Source organism: Bartonella sp. AD24XZML, assembly GCF_042196485.1.
Taxonomy (GTDB): domain Bacteria; phylum Pseudomonadota; class Alphaproteobacteria; order Rhizobiales; family Rhizobiaceae; genus Bartonella.
This window is the reverse complement of the sequence record NZ_JBHIQH010000063.1, coordinates 1-19,910: the sequence shown is the minus strand read 5'-3', so window position 1 is coordinate 19,910 and position 19,910 is coordinate 1. Positions and strand designations below refer to the sequence as shown.

Below are 19,910 nucleotides of genomic sequence, written 5' to 3'. Positions count from 1 at the left end.
ATAAAGGCTGTTTAAGAGAAAAAACAATTTTTACTCTTCACCCATAAATTGGGGAAACCAGTTTTCATAGGCTTTTGTGAGTTTGTCTATAGAAAGTTTTAGTATTCCATCTATATCAAGTGCATCACCTGCAACTTGACCTAGCTCTGTTAAAGAAACTGCACTTATTTGTGCGAGCTCTTTAAGACTATTAAGAGAGTGAGGTTTGACGGCTAAAAGATAACGTCCTTGGTCTTCTCCAAAAAGTTCTGCATGATGGGGTGATTTATTGCTTAATTTTACTTTGATTCCTTTACCTGCTTTAATCACCATTTCAGCAAGTGCTATCGCTAATCCTCCGTCAGAAATGTCATGAGCAGCATGAACAAAACCACGATGTATGACATCTCGAATAAATTGACCATGCTTTTTTTCAAGTTGTAAATCTACAAGGGGGGGGGCACCTGCATCAATATTTAAAATGTTACGTGCATAGATTGATTGTCCTAAATGGGAGCCGCAATTTCCTACTAAAACAAGAATATCTCCATTTTGCATACCACTTATTGTTACCATTTTAGACCAATCATTAAGAAGACCTACACCAGCAATTGTAGGGGTTGGAAGAATGGCTTCCCCATTTGTTTCGTTGTAAAGAGAAACATTGCCTGAAACGATAGGAAAATCGAGGATTCTACAAGCTTCTCCTATACCTTTAATAGCAAAAACCAGCTGTCCCATAATTTCAGGTTTTTCAGGGTTACCAAAATTGAGATTATCTGTAGCAGCCAGTGGTGTTGCACCTGTCGTACTAATGTTTCGCCAGCATTCTGCGACAGCTTGTTTTCCTCCTTCATAAGGGTCTGCTTCACAATAGCGAGGTGTTACATCAGAAGAAAAAGCAAGAGCACGTTTGCTGTTGTTTCCTAAACGGATAACGCCTGCATCACCTCCTGGACAAGCAAGGCTATTTCCTTGGATAAGAGTATCATATTGTTCATAAACCCATCGCCGAGAACTTTGATCAGCAGAATTCAATAAGCTCAGAAGCGCATCACCAAGATTTTCAACTTTTTTGACGTCTTCTGCTTTCAAGGATGTTTTTTTTGCCGGCTCACTCCAAGGACGATCATAAACAGGCGCTTCATCACCAAGCTCTTTGATGGGAAGATTGATAACTTCTTCCCCTTGATGAAATACACGAAAACGTAAATCATCGGTTGTTTTTCCAATGATAGAAAAATGTAGTCCCCACTTATGAAAAATTGCTTCTGCTTGCTTTTCTAGTTCTGGTTTAAGGACCATGAGCATACGCTCTTGACTTTCAGAAAGCATCATTTCATAGGCTGTCATGTTTTCTTCTCGAACAGGAACTGTATCAAGATTAAGCTGTATCCCCAGATTTCCTTTTGCTCCCATTTCAACGGCAGAAGAGGTGAGTCCTGCTGCCCCCATATCTTGAATAGCAACCACGGCTCCAAGTTCCATGAGCTCTAAACATGCTTCAAGAAGACATTTTTCTGTAAAAGGATCACCTACTTGAACAGTTGGGCGTTTTTCACTGATTGAATCATCAAATTCAGCAGAGGCCATTGTTGCTCCACCGACACCATCACGTCCTGTTTTTGCACCCAGATAAACAACAGGGAGTCCAATACCTTGCGCTTTAGAATAAAAAAGAGCGTTTGTCTTTGCAATACCGGCGACAAAAGCGTTAACAAGGATATTGCCATTATAACGCTTATCAAAATTTACTTCTCCACCAACCGTTGGAACACCAAAAGAATTGCTGTAACCACCTATTCCAGAAACAACACCAGAAACAAGATGGCGTGTTCGTGGGTGATCAGGAGCACCAAATCGCAATGCATTCATAGCAGCAACAGGACGGGCTCCCATTGTAAAGACATCACGTAAAATACCACCAACACCTGTCGCTGCACCTTGATAAGGTTCAATATAAGAAGGGTGGTTATGGCTTTCCATTTTGAAAACAACACATTGTCCTTCGCCAATATCAACAACACCAGCATTTTCACCAGGTCCTTGGATGACACATTTTCCTTCTGTCGGAAGAGTTTTTAGCCATTTTTTAGAGGATTTATAGGAACAATGTTCGTTCCACATTGCAGAAAAAATTCCTAGTTCAGTAAATGTTGGTTCTCTACCGATTAACGTCAGGATACGTTGATATTCATCTTCTTTTAGCCCGTGTTGTGCAATGAGTTCTGGTGTAATAGTGATGTTATTGCAAGGCTTCATGAGTATTTATCCGTCAAATTAATCGAAATTTAGTGTTTTTATTTTTTTAACCTAGCAGCTTATATTATAAACAATAATGTTGTTTAATAATAAAAATATTTATAGACCGTAAGCTGAAGATTTTGTCCGTTTGTTTGGTGGGATTTAAGACTAAAAATGGTCTTAAATAATTATGTTTTTAGAAAATAATATCCATTGTTGTTTGTGAAGAGCTTTGTTTAATAAATTTACGATGCAAGAAATGGTATAAATCCTTGTTTTTTTTAATTATGGAGCGCGAGTATTTTTGCAGTATTATCCATTTACTAACTCTAAAGCACTTTGAAAAAGTAAACGACCGTCAGTACCTCCGTGGGCGGGTTCAATAAAGTTTTCAGGATGAGGCATCATACCAAGAATATTACCAACTTTATTAACAATACCAGCAATATCTTTCATTGAGCCGTTCGGGTTTGTATTTTCTGCATAGCGAAAAACAATTTGTTCATTGTCTTCCATTTGTTTCAATGTTTCACTATCAACAAAATAATTTCCGTCATGATGGGCAACAGGACAACGAATAATTTGTCCTTTAGAATAATATTGAGAAAATTTTGTCTTGGCGTTGACGACTTCAAGTTTGATTTCACGACAAACAAATTTTAAAGAAGCGTTACGCATTAAAGTACCGGGTAATAATCCTGCTTCCAACAAAATTTGAAATCCATTACAGATACCTATTATTGTTGTACCTTCTTGTGCTTTTTCACGAATGGCTTTTAAGACGGGAGTTCGCGCTCCAATTGCACCACATCTTAAGTAGTCGCCATAGGAAAAACCACCAGGAATAATAATAACATCTACATCTGGAATTGTTGTTTCTGTTTGCCAAATTTTTAGTGGCTCAACTCCCGTTATATGATGTAATGCTGCAACCATATCTCGATCACGATTTAATCCAGGAAGTTGAATGATGGCAGTTTTCATGAGCGTTTCACTTACAGAAGTTCGATTGTATAATTTTCAATGACAGTATTTGCGAGTAACTCTTCACACATTTGTTCAAGTTTTTTCTTTGCAGTTTCAGAAGGTAGATCATCAAGAACAATATCAAAAACCTTTCCTTGACGAATGGATTGAATGCCTTCGAAAGCCAAACTTTTTAAAGCACCGACAATCGCTTCTCCTTGTGGATCAAGAACGCTTTCTCTTAAAGTAACTGTAATGCGTGCTTTCATTTTTTGCTTCCTGCTTTTTAAAAGAACCTCTCCTTTGAAGAGGGGGGGTTGTATAAGGTGATGTTTTTTACCTTGTTTTTACTTTACGAGAACGGGACCACTTGGTCGTGTTGGTTCGTTTTCATTCATAATACCAAGACGTTTGGCAACTTCTTGATAGGCATTAATAAGCCCTCCCATATCACGACGAAAACGGTCTTTATCCATTTTTTCTTGTGTGTGCATATCCCATAGTCGTGCAGAATCAGGAGAGATTTCATCAGCAAGAATAATGCGCATTGTTTCATCTTCCCACAGGCGACCAAATTCCATTTTAAAATCAATTAATTGGATGTTAACACCGGCAAAAAGCCCAGAAAGAAAATCATTAATACGAATTGAAAGTTGCATGATATCTTCTATCTCTTGTGGGACAGCCCACCCAAAAGCTGTGATATGTTCTTCCGTTACCATAGGATCATCGAGAGAATCATTTTTATAGTAGAATTCAATGATGGATTGCGGAAGCGGGGTTCCTTCTTCCAGTCCTAAACGCTTAGCAAGAGAGCCGGCAGCAACATTGCGAACAACAACTTCCAACGGAATGATTTCCACCGCTTTAATAAGCTGTTCGCGCATGTTTATACGTTTGATAAAATGTGTTGGGATGCCCAAACGTCCAAGATGGCTAAAAATATGTTCCGAAATTCGGTTGTTTAAAACCCCCTTTCCGTCGATAATTTCATGTTTTTTTGCATTAAAGGCAGTTGCATCATCTTTAAAAAATTGAATATAAGTCCCTGGTTCAGGTCCTTCATATAAAATTTTAGCCTTGCCTTCATAAATACGGTGGCGACGATTCATCATGATTCTCTATTTATCTTGAGAGGTTTTTAATAACATTGATAAATGATACTATCCTAATTGATAGAATTTCTCAATGATATTGCTATGATACTTTTATAATTTTTATCATTACACGTTTATCCAAAGGTGAAGATACATAAGCGATGAGAAAGAAGATCACCTCTTTTGGATCAAATTTTTGCAAGAAAGTGAGAGAGGACCATAAGCCCTTCAGGCCAAGGTCCGTGTCCGGATTCTGCGTTAATATGGCCAGAATACCCAGCATCAACAAAGAGTGATCCCCAATCATTGGCAATTTTTTCTGCTACTGAAAATTGACAAAACTCATCGTTGCGACTGGCTATGACAATAGAAGGAAAAGGAAGCTTTTGGCGATGATAGGGGCCAAATGTCATTAAATGTTTGGGACGTATTTTTTCATTGGCGACATCTGGAGGGGCAACAAAGAAAGCACCACAAATTTTTTCTGTATTTTGTACAGTTGCATGAATAACACTGGGAACTCCTAATGAATGAGCAATAAGCATAACAGGTCTTTGAGCTTTTGCGATGGCGGTTTTAACTTTGTTAACCCACTCTTCACAAACAGGCTTTGACCAATGGAGTTGTTCAATGCGGCGGGCTGTCGACAATTTTTTTTCCCAGCGTGTTTGCCAATGATCTGGACCAGATCCTTTGTAGCCAGGAACAATAAGAATATCGAGTTGATTTGCTTTCATGAATTGTTTTCTTTGTTACAACAGATTTTTGATCATAGGTGGAATGGATTTTGGTTTTCTATGTCGCTTTATTGTTCTTCAAAAACACGTTTAAAAATCGTATTGATATGTTTGGTGTGGTAAGAAAGATCAAATTTTTCGCGAAGTTCTTCTTCACTTAAAGCTTTGGTAACATCTTTATCGTTGAGGAGTTCTTCTAAAAAATCTTTTCCTTGTTCCCAAACTTTCATCGCATTTCGTTGTACAATCCGATAAGAATCTTCACGACTAATCCCTGCTTGTGTGAGTGCTAAAAGAACCCGTTGTGAGTGAACAAGACCGCGGAATTTATTGAGATTTTTTTGCATATTTTCTGGATAGACAATGAGATTTTCAATGACAGATGTGAGGCGAGAAAGAGCAAAATCAAGTGTAATAGTCGCATCTGGAGCAATATAACGCTCAACAGATGAATGGGAAATATCACGTTCATGCCAAAGAGCTACATTTTCCATGGCTGGGAGTGCAAATGCACGTACCATACGGGCTAATCCAGTTAAATTTTCTGTTAAAACTGGATTACGTTTATGAGGCATTGCCGATGAACCTTTTTGCCCAGGTGAGAAATGTTCCTCTGCTTCAAGAACTTCTGTTCGTTGTAAATGGCGTATTTCTATTGCTAGCCTTTCAATAGAGGAAGCAATAACACCAAGTGTTGCAAAAAACATAGCATGACGATCTCTTGGTATTACTTGGGTGGAAACCGGTTCAGCACGCATCCTCAAGGCTTTTGCTACATGTGCTTCAACGCGTGGATCGATATTTGCAAAAGTTCCTACAGCTCCTGAAATCGCGCAAGTAGAAATTTCTTCTCGTGCGGCAAGAAGACGTTTGCGACAACGGGAAAATTCAGCGTATGCAAGAGCAAACTTGATTCCAAATGTTGTCGGTTCGGCATGAATGCCATGACTCCGCCCAATGGTGATTGTCTCTTTATGCTCAAAAGCCCGTCTTTTTAATGCTTCAAGAAGTTGGTCTATATCCTCTAGCAAAATATCACTCGCACGCATCAATTGAATGTTTAGTGTTGTATCGAGAACATCAGATGATGTCATGCCTTGGTGGATAAAACGTGCTTCTGGTCCAATGAATTCAGCTAGGTGGGTTAGAAATGCGATAACATCATGTTTGGTAATTGCTTCAATTTCATCAATGCGATTGATATCAAATTTAGCTGCTGCCCCTTTTTCCCAAATGACTTTGGCGGCTTCTTTCGGAATAATCCCTAATTGAGCAAGGGCATCACAGGCATGGGCTTCAATTTCAAACCAAATACGATATTTTGTTTCAGGAGACCAAATTGTTACCATTGCAGGGCGGGAATAACGTGCGATCATCATTTTTTTCCTTGTTGTGAGAGGATTGCGGCTTGCCGCAATGCATTAATACGTGTTTTGTAAAGCTCTTTATTTCCATCTTTATAAATTGCAGAGCCTGCGACAAATACATTTGCACCAGCTTTTGCAGCTATCCCAATTGTATCAACGGTGATACCACCATCAACTTCAAGATCAATAGGGCGGTTTGCAATCATGCTTTTAACGCGCTTAATTTTATCTTTTATTTCTGGAATAAAACTTTGTCCACCAAAACCGGGATTGACCGTCATGATGAGAATGAGATCTAATTGATCAAGCAAATATTCAAGGATATGTTCAGGGGTGCTTGGATTGAGTGCGATTCCTGCTTTTTTCCCCATTTTTTTGATTGTTTGTAATGAACGATGAAGATGTGGACCTGCTTCAGCATGAATAGTTATAATATCGGAACCTGCTTTTGCAAAAGCTTCTAAATAAGGGTCTACTGGTGCGATCATCAGGTGGACATCAAATATTGCTTTTGTTAATGGGCGCAGAGCTTTGACAATTTCAGGACCAAAGGTGATGTTAGGAACAAAGTGCCCATCCATAATATCAAGATGAAGCCAATCTGCACCAGCATCAACAACATCTAACATTTCTTGTCCAAGTTTAGAAAAATCAGAAGCCAAGAGAGAAGGCGAAATGAGATGTGCATGGGGCATTAAAATCTCCTTAGATTGGCAGTTTTTATCATATCGCTGTGTATACACAAATATTTTTTGTGTTATGACGGAAAAGAAAAAATATGTATTATAGGTCTTTTTATGGAAAGATCGCTTGAAATTTTAAAGCTTTATAAGTGAAAGATATGTCGAATCATAAAACATATTTGATGCCTGAACTTCAACATAAACATACTATTGCGGTTTCTTCCCAAGAATATCGAGATGCCATGAGTCTTTTTGCAGGAGCTGTGCATATTGTGACAACAAATGGTATTAAGGGAAGACGCGGGGTGACTGTTTCGGCGTGTTGTTCTTTATCTGATAATCCTCCAACCCTTCTTGTTTGTCTCATGCGCCATAATTTAAAGAATCAGGTGTTTATGGAGAATGGAAATTTTTGTGTTAATAGCTTGGCAGGAAAACATCGCTCATTAGCGGATGTTTTTTCGAGGCGTTGCAATTCTACACAAAATGAGCGTTTTGATGTTGCTCAATGGGGAGCTTTGCAAACGGGGGCGCCTAGTCTTTCAGACGCTCTAGCGTCGTTTGATTGTCGTTTGATTTGTTGGCACGAACACGCAACCCATTGTGTTTTGATTGGTGAGGTTGTTGCAATCAACTGTAATAAAGAAAAAGATGCTTTGATGTATTTGAAACGTGAATATCACACTTTGCCTTTATAAAGATTTTATTTTTTTGCATTGATGAAATGATTTATTGTTGCTTCATTTAGATTTTAAACAATGTAGAGAGCAGAGGAGGGATGGCTCTGATATCTGATTTCCTTCTTTTTAAAGTTTTTCAATAAGCGAGAAAAATGATTTTGGATGAGATTTGATCAAGAATTCAATCTACATAAAAAAGCGATCAAACCTAAACAGTGCATTTAGATATATTCGTCGATTGTTATGAAAAAACATTTTACTCTTGTGTTGATGGGTATTGCACAATATATAGACCGCACATAGCATATGTGGAGGTTTTTTATTGCATGAGCGAAGAGATTGATGGTCAATATCGCCCTAGTGAAGATGAGCCTTTTATGAATGAGCGGCAAAAGGCGTATTTTCGTGCTAAATTGGTTTCTTGGAAGAATGATATATTAAAAGAAGCTCGTGAGACTTTGGAAAATTTGCAGGAAGAGAATGTTGGTCAGCCCGATTTGACTGATCGGGCTTCTTGTGAAACTGATCGTACAATCGAATTACGTGCTCGTGATCGTCAGAGGAAACTTATTTCAAAAATAGATGCTGCTTTAGAGCGCATTGATAATGGGACATACGGTTTTTGTGAAGAAACCGGCGAACCCATTAGTATAAAGCGTCTTGAGGCTCGGCCGATAGCCGTTTTGTCATTGGAAGCGCAAGAACGTCATGAACGACGTGAAAGAGTTTATCGCGATGATTAAGGTTATTGAGATGATAAACAAACGAAATTCGTGGTGATAAAATTGTATATTTTATTTTTGAGGGGTAGGAATGAATAAAGATGGTTCTTGCCGCCCCTCAATTTCGGCGGTGATGGCTGAATCTTTTACCGCTTGATTCGTAAAAGGAGAGGGACTTTTATCCGATATATCGTTTCTTTCTGGAAGGGCGGAATTTAGATGTGTGTGTGTTTCTCTTTTTTGTATTTTTGATGTACCAGTAATATCAGATTCTACAACCACATCTGTTAATCCGCCAATAAGGAGCAAATGTTCTTTATTATCGCAACGGACTAAAACAAGGCGGCGTGCCCGATCTATAGAAATTACTTCACATAATGCTAATCGTGATAGACTTTTTTTTCTATTAATGCTGTATCTTCCCGTACTTAAGCGACGTAAAAACACGATAATTACGGTAATAGCTGCGATTGTTATTATAAAAAGCAAAAAGCTTATCGTTATGTTTGCAGCAAATACACCTATTTGCTCTGATAACCAGATATACATAGATTTTCTCCCATTTTGGATGGAAATATTATTTTTTATTGAGATAAATTTATAAACATACCCTCAAAAGGTTCACTTATAATGGTAAGAAATAAACTTTTGAATATTAAGCGAGCTTATCTTAGATAATATCATACCATATACTTTATAACAACATAACAACGAATATAAAGGAAGTTTTGTGACATAAGAAATAGCTATAAGCTAAGGCAAAGAGAGATGGATAAAGATTTTGAGAATAATGAAAGATCAGCGTCTTCGTTTCATCGGAGAGTTGTGATTTTTGGTGTTGTTTTTGTATTAGGTTTTCTTTTCATTGTGGGTATTTTAGGTTTTTTTTATACACAAAACTATTTGCAACAGGCGATATCAATATCTTTTTTGATTCTAGCAATGATCGGTGTTGCAACACTCGTTTTGTGTGGAATGGGAATTTTAAGATATCATGTGTGGTTGCATGAAGATTTTGATTTTAGCATCTTTAATAGGAGCGATGATGCAATTGTAATCTCTGATCTTTCTGGTTTTGTTTATTATTCTAATCAAAACTATCGAAAAATTCTGACCTATAAGCCTGAAGTGTCTTGTTATAGGGTTATTGCGGATCTTCCAGGAGCTGGTGGACTCTCGTACCGCTTAAAGGTTGCAGCCTGTAATAATCTTGCAGCGCAAGAGGAATTAAGAGTAGAACAGCCAATTTTTACTGATTCTACACCAAAAAAATCTGTTTGGTATAATATTTCCGTTCAACCTATCACAAAACAGAAAAAAAAGCTTTTATTTTGGCGTATTACTGATATTTCGCACTTACAACAAACGCGAGAAGTTTTTTTCTCGAACCTTCAAGAGGCTATCAATCACTTGGATCAAGCTTCTATTGGTTTTGTATCCGTTAATAAACAAGGAACTATTCTTTATGCCAATGCGACTTTTGCAGAATGGTTCTCAATTGATTTAGCGAATTTCTCAATTGGTCAACATAATTTTGATTCGTTATTTGATAGCGTTGGTGCTAAGAGCTCATGGAGTGATATCTGTTTGCAAACCAACAGATATCAAAGTTCAGGTTACTCTTTACCTTATAGGTTTTCGTTATGTTTAAATTCATACACGACTTGTGAGAAAATATTCCATTGTCTTATATCTGTTTCTTCTCTCTTAGAAGAGGAGGCCATTTATCGTATTGTGATCATTCCACAACAAGTACAAAAAGAAGAAGATGATCAATTAAAATTACCCAGTATATTAGGAGAATATTTTGATGCGAGTCCTTTTGCAATAGCTGTGGTGGATCATGCAGGGCAATTGGTTCATATGAATAAAGCTTTTTCATCACTTACGGGATGTATGGACAAAGCTGTCAATTTTTATGATGTTATTTCTCGTCGTGATTGTGTGCAGTTAGAGCGTTCTTTTCAGAGAATTGCGACAAATAAAAATTATTTTGTTTCTCTAGAAACTGTTTTAGAAAAAAATGAAGAATGCCATTTACGGCTCCATATTATGTCTGTACCGCCCTATCACGGTGATGCATTGCAAGATTTGCTTATTATCTCTGTGATTGAAACAACCGAACAAAAAACTCTTGAAGATAAAATGATGCAAAGTCAGAAGATGCAAGCTGTAGGACAATTGGCTGGCGGCATTGCTCATGATTTTAATAATGTTTTAACAGCAATTTTAATGTCGTGTGATCTTCTTTTAAATACGCATCGTAGTTCTGATCCTGCTCATGCTGATCTGATCAATATTAAAAACAATGCTAATCGTGCAGCTGCTCTTGTCCAGCAATTGTTAGCGTTTTCTAGAAAGCAAACACTTCGACCTGAAGAAATTGATTTTACTGAATTTTTATCAGATATCCGCAATCTTATTTTACCACTTTTGGGGAATAATATTCAGTTAAAAATTATCCATGGAAGAGATTTGTGGAGCGTTGAAGTTGATCAAGCATCTTTTCAGCGTGTTATTATGAATTTGGTTATTAATGCGCGTGATGCCATGTTAGATGGAGGTATTGTTACGATTGCGACAAATAATATTACAAAGCAACAAAGTGCTGAATTTAATCATCTTGGATTAGCAATTGGCGAGTATGTGCAATTGACTATTTCAGATACAGGGGCTGGTATATCTGCTGCTATACAAGAAAAAATGTTTGAGCCATTTTTTACAACAAAAGAAGTTGGAAAAGGAACAGGACTTGGTTTATCAATGGTTTATGGAATTATCAAGCAGAGCGGTGGGTATATTTATTGTGAAAGTAAAGAAGGTGAAGGAGCAACATTTCATATTTTTCTTCCCCGTTATATCCCCAATATAAAAGGAGAAATTTCTCAAAAGATTGAAAAAGATGAAGAGAAAGATATAGACTTAACAGGATCTGCGACTGTTTTATTGGTTGAAGATGAAGATGCGGTCAGAATGGGGGGGGTAAGAGCTCTTCAAATGAGAGGATATACGGTTTTAGAGGCAGCAAGTGGGGTGGAAGCACTCTCTATTCTTGAGGAACAAAAAGGAGATGTTGATATTATTGTTTCCGATGTGGTAATGCCAGAAATGGATGGGCCCACTTTATTGAAGGAAGTCCGTAAAAACTATCCTGGTATCAAATTTCTTTTCGTTTCTGGATATGCAAAAGATGCTTTTGCTAAAAATCTTCCACAAGATGCTGTTTTTGGTTTTTTATCTAAACCTTTTACACTCAAACAGTTAACTCTAACAGTTAAAGAAACACTTTCGTCATGAGCAAAAAATTATGCAATAGAAAATTGCGTATTTTAAGATTTTTTAGGCGAAATACGAGAGTATTTTGATAAATAGTGTTTATGATAATGTCATAGAACTGAATAAAGAAGAATTTTGAAAATGAACTAAAATTCAAAAACACCACATATTTTGTGCAAAAATTTATGAAGAGATGGACTCTATTATGTCAACATTTCATAGAGATTTTCAATTGTAGAAACTGAGTAAAAACTATGTGTAAAGCATTGAAATATGCTGATTAATAGATTGTTGATACACTCAAAAAGATAAAAGCTGTTGTTGCGTATCTATCATTTTGCTCTTTCCTTCAATAAATGCTTTTAAAGCTTCGGGGTAGAGTTTATGCTCTACTTTAAGAACTCTTTGTGCTAAGCACTCAGCAGTATCATGGGGATAGACTGGAACGGCTGCTTGGGCAAGGATTTTTCCTGCATCCATGTCTTCTGTAACAAGATGAACAGTGCAACCCGTGATTTTTACACCTGCTTGTAAAGCTTTTTCATGTGTGTTTAAGCCTTTAAATGAAGGCAAAAGAGAAGGATGAATGTTTAAAATTCGTCCTTCATAAAGTTTTACAAAACGTGGTGAGATAAGACGCATATACCCTGCAAAGCAGAGAAAATCCGGTTTATATTGATCTAAAATCGTAAAAATATTTTCTTCATGCTCTTCTTTTGTTTTGTAAATTTTACGATCAACAATATGAATAGGTAAGTTATGGTTTTGCGCCTTTTCAATACCGTTTGCGCGCGGATTATCGCAAATAACCGCGACGATTTCAGCAGGATATTCTTTTTGTTGACTAGCTTGAGCAAGTGCGACCATATTGGACCCATTACCAGAAATAAAAACAACAATTTTTTTTTTCATAAATGCAGTACCCCTTTATAAAGTATTCCTTTATTTTGATCTTGGCATTTTGTTAAAATGCCAAGGGGAGTTACAGTTTCTCCTTTTCTTTCAAGAGCTTGTGTAATTGTTTCAGCTGCATGCTGTGCTACGATAATGATCATGCCAATACCACAATTGAATGTTCTTAACATTTCTCTTTCTTCTATTTTACCTTGTTTGGCAATCCATGAAAATACTGCTGGAACATTGATGGTAGAAAGATTAATTTCAGCGCAGAGAGAAGATGGAAGGACACGTGGAATATTTTCAGGAAAGCCTCCACCCGTAATATGAGCAAGAGCTTTAATCCCTTCATATTTTCGCATGATGGGAAGAAGCGATTTTACATAAATGCGTGTTGGTGTAAGAAGTGCTATACCAAGGCTGTTTTCGGGGGAAAAAGGGGCAGGGTTATTCCATTTGAGATAATTTTGCTGGATGATTCGTCGAACAAGCGAAAAGCCATTGGAATGAATTCCAGAGGAGCTTAGACCTAATATAACATCACCTTCTATCAAATCTTTTGAAGGGAGTAGCTTGCTGCGTTCGCATGCTCCTACAGCAAAACCGGCTAGATCATAATCTCCCTCTGCATACATTCCTGGCATTTCTGCAGTTTCTCCTCCAATAAGAGCAGCACCGGCTTGTTTACATCCTTCTGCAATACCAGAAACAATCGCAGCACCTTGTTCAGGGTCGAGCTTTCCAGTTGCAAAATAATCCAGAAAAAAGAGAGGTTCAGCTCCTTGTACGAGTAAATCATTGACACACATAGCTACAAGGTCAATACCTACAGTGTTATGGTGCCCCACTTCAATGGCAATTTTTAATTTTGTTCCCACACCATCATTGGCTGCTACTAGGATAGGATCTGTAAAGCCAGCTGCTTTTAAATCAAAAAGGCCACCAAACCCGCCAATTTCTGCATCTGCTCCGGCTCGTTTTGTCGCGCGTATAAAGGGTTTAATTTTTTCTACCATAGCATTACCCATATCGATGTTTACACCGGCTTTTGCGTAGGTAAGACCAGCTTTGGATTTATCCCCAGCCTTGGATTTATTATTTGTAAGATCTTGATTGCTCATTGGAGCCTTCCTTTAATGGAAAATCAGGTTTTGATATTATGCAATGCCATGATAGAGTTCTCTCTGCAAGAGATATTGATAAGAAAATAAGCAACTTTTCTTGTACCTTATTTTGAAGTTGTTTATAATTTTTTGTGAAGATTTTTTTAGGATATTTTATGAGCAAGATATCAGATAATCACGAACAGTCTTCTTGGCAACTTATGAGAAAGAAAGTGAGTGAGAATACATCTCGTGATCGTTATAAGACTTATGTGCCAGCGTATACTCAATTACCGTTGCCGAATAATATGAAAAGACAAATCTTTTTTTGGCTTGGTACGCTGATTTTTTTCATTCTTTTTATGTTTGTTTTTGGATCGATTTTGCTTCCTTTTGTGGCAGGGATTGTGTTGGCTTATTTTCTCAATCCCATTGTTCAATTACTTGAAAAATTTGGTATTCGTCGTGTGTTTGGGACTGTCCTTATTACCTTATTTATTGTTATTACCTTTGTTGCTGCTTTAGTTATTTTGATTCCTGTTATTAGTTGGCAAATACAGCAATTTATGAGTGATGGTTTACCTGTTTATATTAATCGTATTCAAACCTTTTTTGTTGAGCATGATTTTGATTGGTTAAGGCGCTATTTTGGAAGTGATCCAAATGAATTACGGAATAATATTAAAGGATTTTTGGGCGAAGGTTCGGATTTTATTACGTCTCTTTTGAATTCACTTTTAAAGTCAGGAAAGTCAATCGTTAATATCGTTAGCCTATTTGTTGTGGCACCTGTGGTGGCATTTTATATGTTATTAGATTGGCCACGTATGGTAACAGCAATCGATTCGTTAATACCGCGTGATCATCTTGAAACCGTCCGTAGTATTTTTCATGAAATGGATAGAGCTATTGCAGGCTTTGTTCGTGGACAAGGAACAGTTTGTCTCATATTGGGAGGCTATTATGCTATTGGTTTAACGATTGCAGGACTCAATTTTAGTCTTTTGATTGGTATGTTTATTGGTCTTATTAGCTTTATTCCTTATATCGGCACAATGAGTGGTTTGGTCCTTTCTGTTGGTATTGCATGGGTCCAGTTTTATCCCAATAATTGGGGGGGAATCATTGTTGTGATGGCACTTTTTTTAATTGGTCAATTTATTGAAGGTTATATTCTTCAACCCAAGCTTGTAGGTTCATCAGTGGGATTACATCCTGTATGGTTGATGTTTTCACTTTTTGCTTTTTCTTCACTCTTTGGTTTTACTGGTATGCTTGTTGCTGTTCCTGCGGCAGCGGCTGTTGGCGTTTTAGTTCGTTTTGCTCTTCATACTTATCTGAGTTCTCAGATGTATTCGCGAAGCGGAAATTCGGAGCCGCTAAAATGAATGGGCGTGAAACGCAATTATCTTTAAATTTTCCTTATGATCCGATTTTTCAATTTGAGGATTTAGTGGTAACGGAAAGCAATCGTATGGCTTTTCAGCTTATTGATCACTGGCCCAATTGGAGCTTACCTATTGCAGTTTTGGTTGGTAAAGAAGGATCTGGAAAAACGCATTTTTCTAATATATGGCTCCAAAAAGCAGATGCTTTCAGGATTCAGCACAATGAACTTGATCAGGCTGTTACTATGGCTTCTTTAGGCAGATCATTTTTAATAGAGGATATTGATACAGGTGAAATCAATGAGACAGAACTTTTTCATTTAATTAACAGTATTAAGCAAGCAAATCTTGATGCACGACAAGCTACTTTATTGATGACGGCACAAACACTTCCTTCCGCTTGGAATTTAATGTTAAATGATCTAAAAAGTCGTCTTAATTCGGTGATGTTCGTTGAAATTAATCAGCCTGATGATGCATTGTTAACAGCTGTTGCATTTAAGCTTTTTTCCGATAGGCAACTTATTGTACATCCAGATACGGTTTATTATCTTGTAAGCCGTTGTGAACGTTCTTTATTTTCATTGAAGCGTGTTATTGATTCTGTTGATCAGTTGGCATTACAAAGAAAAAGAAAAATAACACGTGCTGTTATTGCTGAAGTTTTAAATAGAAGAAATCCGTAAATACTCCTTATCATGGCTTACTTATTCTGTCCTTCTATTATCGTTTCAATATGTGGAAGACAAGTCATTTAAATTTTTTTCTTTTTGGATATCTATATAAGAGTAAAAAATAGTATTTTTTACTCTTATCGTGTTTTTATTTTAAATAGCTTTGAGATTTTATTGTATGATGTTGAATTCTTACCATCTTCGTATTTGAAAATTTTTCTAAAAAGAGCGCTTTATTTTATTTATAATAAAACCTTTGTGCTTTGAAAAAATGTTTGTTGTTTATGGATTTGGATTGTAGAAGATTCTAGAATTTTTAATAAAAGAGTCTCTGGGAAGATAGAAAAAGAGGGGGAAAAAGCTTAATACAGCTGAATTTTTTGGCTTATGTTCTCTTTGGGAAAGTTTTTCTATGATATTTAAGTCATTTTTTTCTAAAATTGTATCTGTGGAATGTGTTTTGATACAATGAGAGCTTGATTAAAACAGGATAAAAATTATGAAATACTTATAGAGAAATTCGTTATTTTTTAATATAGATTGGATTTTCTTACGGAAGTTATTTTCTACTATTTGTCAATAAATTTGTTATTGAGTAGGGGGAAAAATTAAAAAATGTGCTTTTTTGTAAAGAAATGCAACAAAATTAAAAAAAAGTGTGTTTTTCTCTTGCACTTCTGTTGTGAAAATTTTAGGAAATGTGCATCAAGTAAATGTAAATGGCGGAGCGTAGCGCAGCCTGGTAGCGCACCTGATTTGGGATCAGGGGGTCGTAGGTTCGAATCCTATCGCTCCGACCATATTTGATTGAGTGTGTGAGAATGACCCAATTGGGTACGTGTGGTGAAAACTATCATCCAAGTGTTGTGTAATCTGAAGGAAAAAGGCATGATCGCACGTATTTATAGTCCTGCTAAGACAGCTATGCAGTCAGGTAAGGGGAATACAGGTTTTTGGATTCTAGAGTATGAGCCAATGAAAGCAAAAATGCTTGAACCTCTTATGGGCTACACGGCAACGTCTGATATGAATAATCAGGTAAGGATTCGATTTAATAGGAAGGAAGAAGCGATTGCTTTTGCACGTAAGAATGCTATCTCTTACCGTGTAGAAAAGAAACATACATCGATTCGACGTGCTATTTCTTATTCTGATAATTTTCGCAGTGATCGGCAGCATTCTTGGACACATTGAATTGAAGATGCTATTTTGAATTGAGAAAATAATCAGTTGGGTCCCGTAGCTCAGCTGGATAGAGCAACGGCCTTCTAAGCCGTGGGTCACAGGTTCGAATCCTGTCGGGATCACCATGTTTAAATGATATTTATAGGCTATAAAAAGTTAGAGAGTTTTCCTTTTATTCTATTAGCTTATTTTTCTGTATAATCCCGAACCTTTTTGATGTTTTTTGGTTTATTTTGTTGTTAAACGTTTTCTGTTGACTGTTTTAGTATAAAATGATGCTGTTTTCTCTTTTTTCAGTAAAAATTGCTTTTGATTGTTGAAACTTTAGCATTGCATATTCTTGCCGCGTGTTGCTACTATATCACATGCTTTAGGAAACAGATTACAAAAATTCTTTTTTATGAGCTTCTTTTCATCTTTCTGAAAATGAATATTTTATTTCTTAGATTAGATTTAAGCATTAGCCGCAATGCTGGTGAAATTGCCAAAAAACATCTATTGTGATTTTTTTATTTTTTATGAATAATATTATTACGTTTTTTAGCATGATCTTTGGTAAGATCGATTTTGATTAGATACAAGGCATGATGGATTCGATTTAGAACAGTTTATGAAACATTGAAGAATAAAAACGATATCTGTTTATGATGAGAATTTACAGATGGCACAAGAGGTGGAAAATATCTTCTTGTCTTGGAAGCTGTGATTCATAACGAATTACTTCTTTATAGTTTTTTCGTATAAAAAGATGTTATATGTGCCGTCCAGATAAGATATTGTTTTTTTCAATGAGAGACACTTGCGGACAATTTGATTTAACATGATTGTCACTGTTTCTCAGGTAGGGTTTGCGACAGATCTTGCATTAAGACGGTTCATAAGAGCCATTTTTAGTCCTTTCTTGTATAAATTTTACCCACACACCAGCCCCGCTTTTGATGTGCGAGCAAGTGATATGAATTGATTCAATCTGAGAGGGTTTAGAATAAGAAAATCTTACTATATTCGGGACTCTCATTCAATATGCAAAACAGTGAATTATTATTATAAATCAATTCGTTGCCNAAATCAGAGAAGGGACTTCGCAAGACAGCGTTGTTGTTCCGAAGCTTTTAGGGACGGCCTCTTTGTATTCGTATGAAACCTTTGCGCCGTTAGAGCAGGTTGTTAATGCACGTCAAGAAGCAGAAAAAGCCATGTCGCGTGCGAATGGTGCGCAACAGGTTGCAGAAGAATCGAAGAGGGTTTCGGAACAAGCGCTTAGCGAAGTGACGAAAACAGTTCAAACAGCGACAACAGCGCTTACGACGTCTCATGAAGCGAAGGAAGAAGCTAAAGCAGCGACGACAACGGCTAGCCTTGCGAAAGAGACAGCGGATACAGCCAATGGCTTAGCAGAAGAAGCCAAGAATACTTCTGATGCAGCGAAGCGCATGGCAGAAGAGACAAAAGCAGCAGTCGATAGAGCCTCAGGGGAAATCAATAGTACGAAAGGTTCCCTTTCTACGGCATTACAACGTTTTGAAGAGGTCAAACAGAGCAGTGAGAATGCTGTTAATTTATCGACCGAAGCCAAGAGGTTAGCCGATGAATCGAAGACCATTGCAACTCGTGCAGAACAAACAGCAAGAGAAGCTTCACAAACAGCAACAGAGACGATGCAAGTAGCAGCGACGGCGGTAGCAACGTGTCATGAAGTTAAGACTGTAGCCATGCAAGCAAGTCTAAAGGCAGATGGAGCCAAACAGGCAGCCGATGAAGCCAAGGATATTGCAGAACAAGCAAAAGAGTTATCAGAAGGTGCGACATCTTCTGTTACAGAACTCACAAAAACAGCCTCACAAGTACAAGCGGGAGTAGAGACAGCATTAACAGCTTCAAGAGAAGCCAAATCACAATCAGAGGCAGCTGTAAGCACGTCAGAAGAGGCGAAAGGTTTAGCGGAAAAAGCGAATACGGCATCTACAGAGGCGCAAAAGGCATCAGAACAGGCATTAAGAGAAGCGACTTCTGCGAAAACAACAGCGGGCGGGGCATCTAGTATAGCCAATGATGCGAAAGGGAGTGCTGAGGCAGCTAAAACATTATCAGAAGAAGCAAAACGGTTGGCAGCAGCATCACAGGAGACAGCAGAAACAGCAAAGGCTAAAGCCGAAAGTGTAGAGGCAGTTGCGAATGAAGCAAAATCTACAGCGACTACAGCATTAACAGAAGCAAGAGAAGCTAAGAGTACGGCATCTGAGGCGAAGGGTTTGGCGGAGGAAGCGAAAAGCGCCGTTGATAAGGCGACAGCGAAAGTAGAGCAAGCTGTAAAAGAGGCTAGCGATGCGAAATCTAAAGCAGAAAATTTAGAGACTGTTGCGACTGAAGCGAAATCCACGAGTGAACAAGCAAGTCAAACCGCCTCTAGTGCAAAAAGCTTATCAGAAGAAGCAAAAGAAGAAGCAAGGAGCGCCAAAGCGACAGCCTTAGAAGCCAAAAGTGCGTTGGATAGTGCACAGACGAAAGCCGAGCAAGCGCAACAGAGTGCAACAGAAGCAACACGAATAGCCAACGAAGCGAAGGTAGCAGCAGAAGCATCGGTGCGTTCAGGAGAAACGGCAGGTGAAGCGAGTGTGGAGGCGTTGAAGGGTATAGCTACAGCAGCAAAGAGTAAAGCGGAAGCGGCAGAGAAGGTAGCAGAAGAAACGAAAGGTGCTTTGGATGGTCTAAAACAAGTAGCAGGTAGTGCGAAGTCTATAGCCGAAGAGGCAAAGAAGGTAGCTGATGGTGCACAAAAGAAGGCATCACAGGTAGAGACAGTAGCGGGTGAAGCTGAAAAGATAGCAAAAGAAGCCAAGGAGTCTGCTGGTTATGCAAGACATGATGCGACGCAAGCGCGCAATCAGGCAGAAAATGCAGAGAAAATAGCC

Annotated in this window: 16 protein-coding genes, 2 tRNA genes and 1 pseudogene; 9 read left to right on the top strand and 10 right to left on the bottom strand. The window is 37.8% G+C overall.

Features of this window, described 5'->3' with window-relative positions; translation table 11 throughout:
- Nucleotides 1-30: 30 nt before the first annotated feature.
- From purL to rpe, 7 genes are all read right to left on the bottom strand, one after another.
- Nucleotides 31-2,241, bottom strand: coding sequence for a phosphoribosylformylglycinamidine synthase subunit PurL (purL, locus tag ACFIMX_RS05965; protein ID WP_375694177.1), 2,211 nt, complete (start codon nt 2,239-2,241; stop codon nt 31-33).
- 294 nt (nt 2,242-2,535) lie between these two features.
- A complete protein-coding gene (gene purQ / locus ACFIMX_RS05960) occupies nt 2,536-3,207 on the bottom strand; it encodes a phosphoribosylformylglycinamidine synthase subunit PurQ (RefSeq protein WP_375639851.1) in 672 nt (223 codons plus the stop codon).
- A gap of 11 nt (nt 3,208-3,218) precedes the next feature.
- Complete coding sequence (gene purS / locus ACFIMX_RS05955; protein WP_375611546.1) at nt 3,219-3,458, bottom strand: phosphoribosylformylglycinamidine synthase subunit PurS; 240 nt, start codon at nt 3,456-3,458, stop codon at nt 3,219-3,221.
- Nucleotides 3,459-3,536: 78 nt separating this feature from the next.
- A complete protein-coding gene (purC, locus tag ACFIMX_RS05950; RefSeq protein WP_375617805.1) occupies nt 3,537-4,301 on the bottom strand; it encodes a phosphoribosylaminoimidazolesuccinocarboxamide synthase in 765 nt (254 codons plus the stop codon).
- 173 nt (nt 4,302-4,474) lie between these two features.
- Nucleotides 4,475-5,023 carry an alpha/beta hydrolase gene (locus ACFIMX_RS05945; RefSeq protein WP_273791178.1) on the bottom strand — a complete coding sequence of 183 codons (549 nt, stop codon included), beginning with the start codon at nt 5,021-5,023 and terminating at the stop codon, nt 4,475-4,477.
- 68 nt (nt 5,024-5,091) lie between these two features.
- Nucleotides 5,092-6,399 carry an adenylosuccinate lyase gene (purB, locus tag ACFIMX_RS05940; protein WP_375617806.1) on the bottom strand — a complete coding sequence of 436 codons (1,308 nt, stop codon included), beginning with the start codon at nt 6,397-6,399 and terminating at the stop codon, nt 5,092-5,094.
- Nucleotides 6,399-7,085, bottom strand: a complete 687-nt coding sequence (gene rpe, locus ACFIMX_RS05935) for a ribulose-phosphate 3-epimerase (RefSeq protein ID WP_375633165.1) — start codon at nt 7,083-7,085, stop codon at nt 6,399-6,401. The genes purB and rpe overlap by 1 nt, the downstream gene beginning before the upstream one ends.
- A 146-nt stretch (nt 7,086-7,231) precedes the next feature.
- On the opposite strand from rpe, the gene ACFIMX_RS05930 reads away from it, so the two are divergent.
- Nucleotides 7,232-7,771 (top strand): flavin reductase, encoded by a 540-nt coding sequence (locus tag ACFIMX_RS05930; RefSeq protein ID WP_375606632.1) that lies wholly within the window; start codon nt 7,232-7,234, stop codon nt 7,769-7,771.
- A 308-nt stretch (nt 7,772-8,079) separates the two neighbouring features.
- Entirely contained in the window at nt 8,080-8,496 is a 417-nt protein-coding gene (gene dksA, locus ACFIMX_RS05925; RefSeq protein WP_015856486.1) for an RNA polymerase-binding protein DksA, read from the top strand.
- Between the two features lie 51 nt (nt 8,497-8,547).
- Here dksA and ACFIMX_RS05920 read toward each other — a convergent pair whose 3' ends face one another.
- On the bottom strand, nt 8,548-9,024 hold the full coding sequence (locus tag ACFIMX_RS05920; RefSeq protein ID WP_375617793.1) for a hypothetical protein: 477 nt from the start codon (nt 9,022-9,024) through the stop codon (nt 8,548-8,550).
- A gap of 219 nt (nt 9,025-9,243) precedes the next feature.
- On the opposite strand from ACFIMX_RS05920, the gene ACFIMX_RS05915 reads away from it, so the two are divergent.
- Nucleotides 9,244-11,772, top strand: coding sequence for a response regulator (locus ACFIMX_RS05915; protein ID WP_375694176.1), 2,529 nt, complete (start codon nt 9,244-9,246; stop codon nt 11,770-11,772).
- Nucleotides 11,773-12,051: 279 nt separating this feature from the next.
- On the opposite strand, the gene purN is transcribed toward ACFIMX_RS05915, so the two are convergent.
- The gene (purN, locus tag ACFIMX_RS05910) at nt 12,052-12,663 is read right to left on the bottom strand and encodes a phosphoribosylglycinamide formyltransferase (RefSeq protein ID WP_375633163.1); all 612 of its coding nucleotides are present in this window, start codon (nt 12,661-12,663) and stop codon (nt 12,052-12,054) included.
- A complete protein-coding gene (gene purM, locus ACFIMX_RS05905; RefSeq protein WP_375617796.1) occupies nt 12,660-13,769 on the bottom strand; it encodes a phosphoribosylformylglycinamidine cyclo-ligase in 1,110 nt (369 codons plus the stop codon). Before purM ends, purN begins: the two co-directional genes overlap by 4 nt.
- A gap of 158 nt (nt 13,770-13,927) precedes the next feature.
- Between purM and ACFIMX_RS05900 the strand changes: the two genes are divergently transcribed.
- The 6 genes and pseudogenes from ACFIMX_RS05900 to ACFIMX_RS05875 all read left to right on the top strand — a co-directional run.
- The gene (locus ACFIMX_RS05900; protein ID WP_375617797.1) at nt 13,928-15,139 is read left to right on the top strand and encodes an AI-2E family transporter; all 1,212 of its coding nucleotides are present in this window, start codon (nt 13,928-13,930) and stop codon (nt 15,137-15,139) included.
- Nucleotides 15,136-15,825: a DnaA regulatory inactivator HdaA gene (hdaA, locus tag ACFIMX_RS05895; RefSeq protein ID WP_375617798.1), complete on the top strand. Its 690-nt coding sequence runs from the start codon at nt 15,136-15,138 to the stop codon at nt 15,823-15,825. Before ACFIMX_RS05900 ends, hdaA begins: the two co-directional genes overlap by 4 nt.
- Before the next feature lie 711 nt (nt 15,826-16,536).
- A tRNA-Pro gene (locus ACFIMX_RS05890) sits at nt 16,537-16,613 on the top strand.
- 88 nt (nt 16,614-16,701) lie between these two features.
- Complete coding sequence (locus ACFIMX_RS05885; RefSeq protein ID WP_375617799.1) at nt 16,702-17,007, top strand: ETC complex I subunit; 306 nt, start codon at nt 16,702-16,704, stop codon at nt 17,005-17,007.
- 39 nt (nt 17,008-17,046) lie between these two features.
- A tRNA-Arg gene (locus tag ACFIMX_RS05880) sits at nt 17,047-17,123 on the top strand.
- A gap of 1,002 nt (nt 17,124-18,125) precedes the next feature.
- A pseudogene (locus tag ACFIMX_RS05875) lies at nt 18,126-19,910 on the top strand (hypothetical protein); the annotation flags it as partial.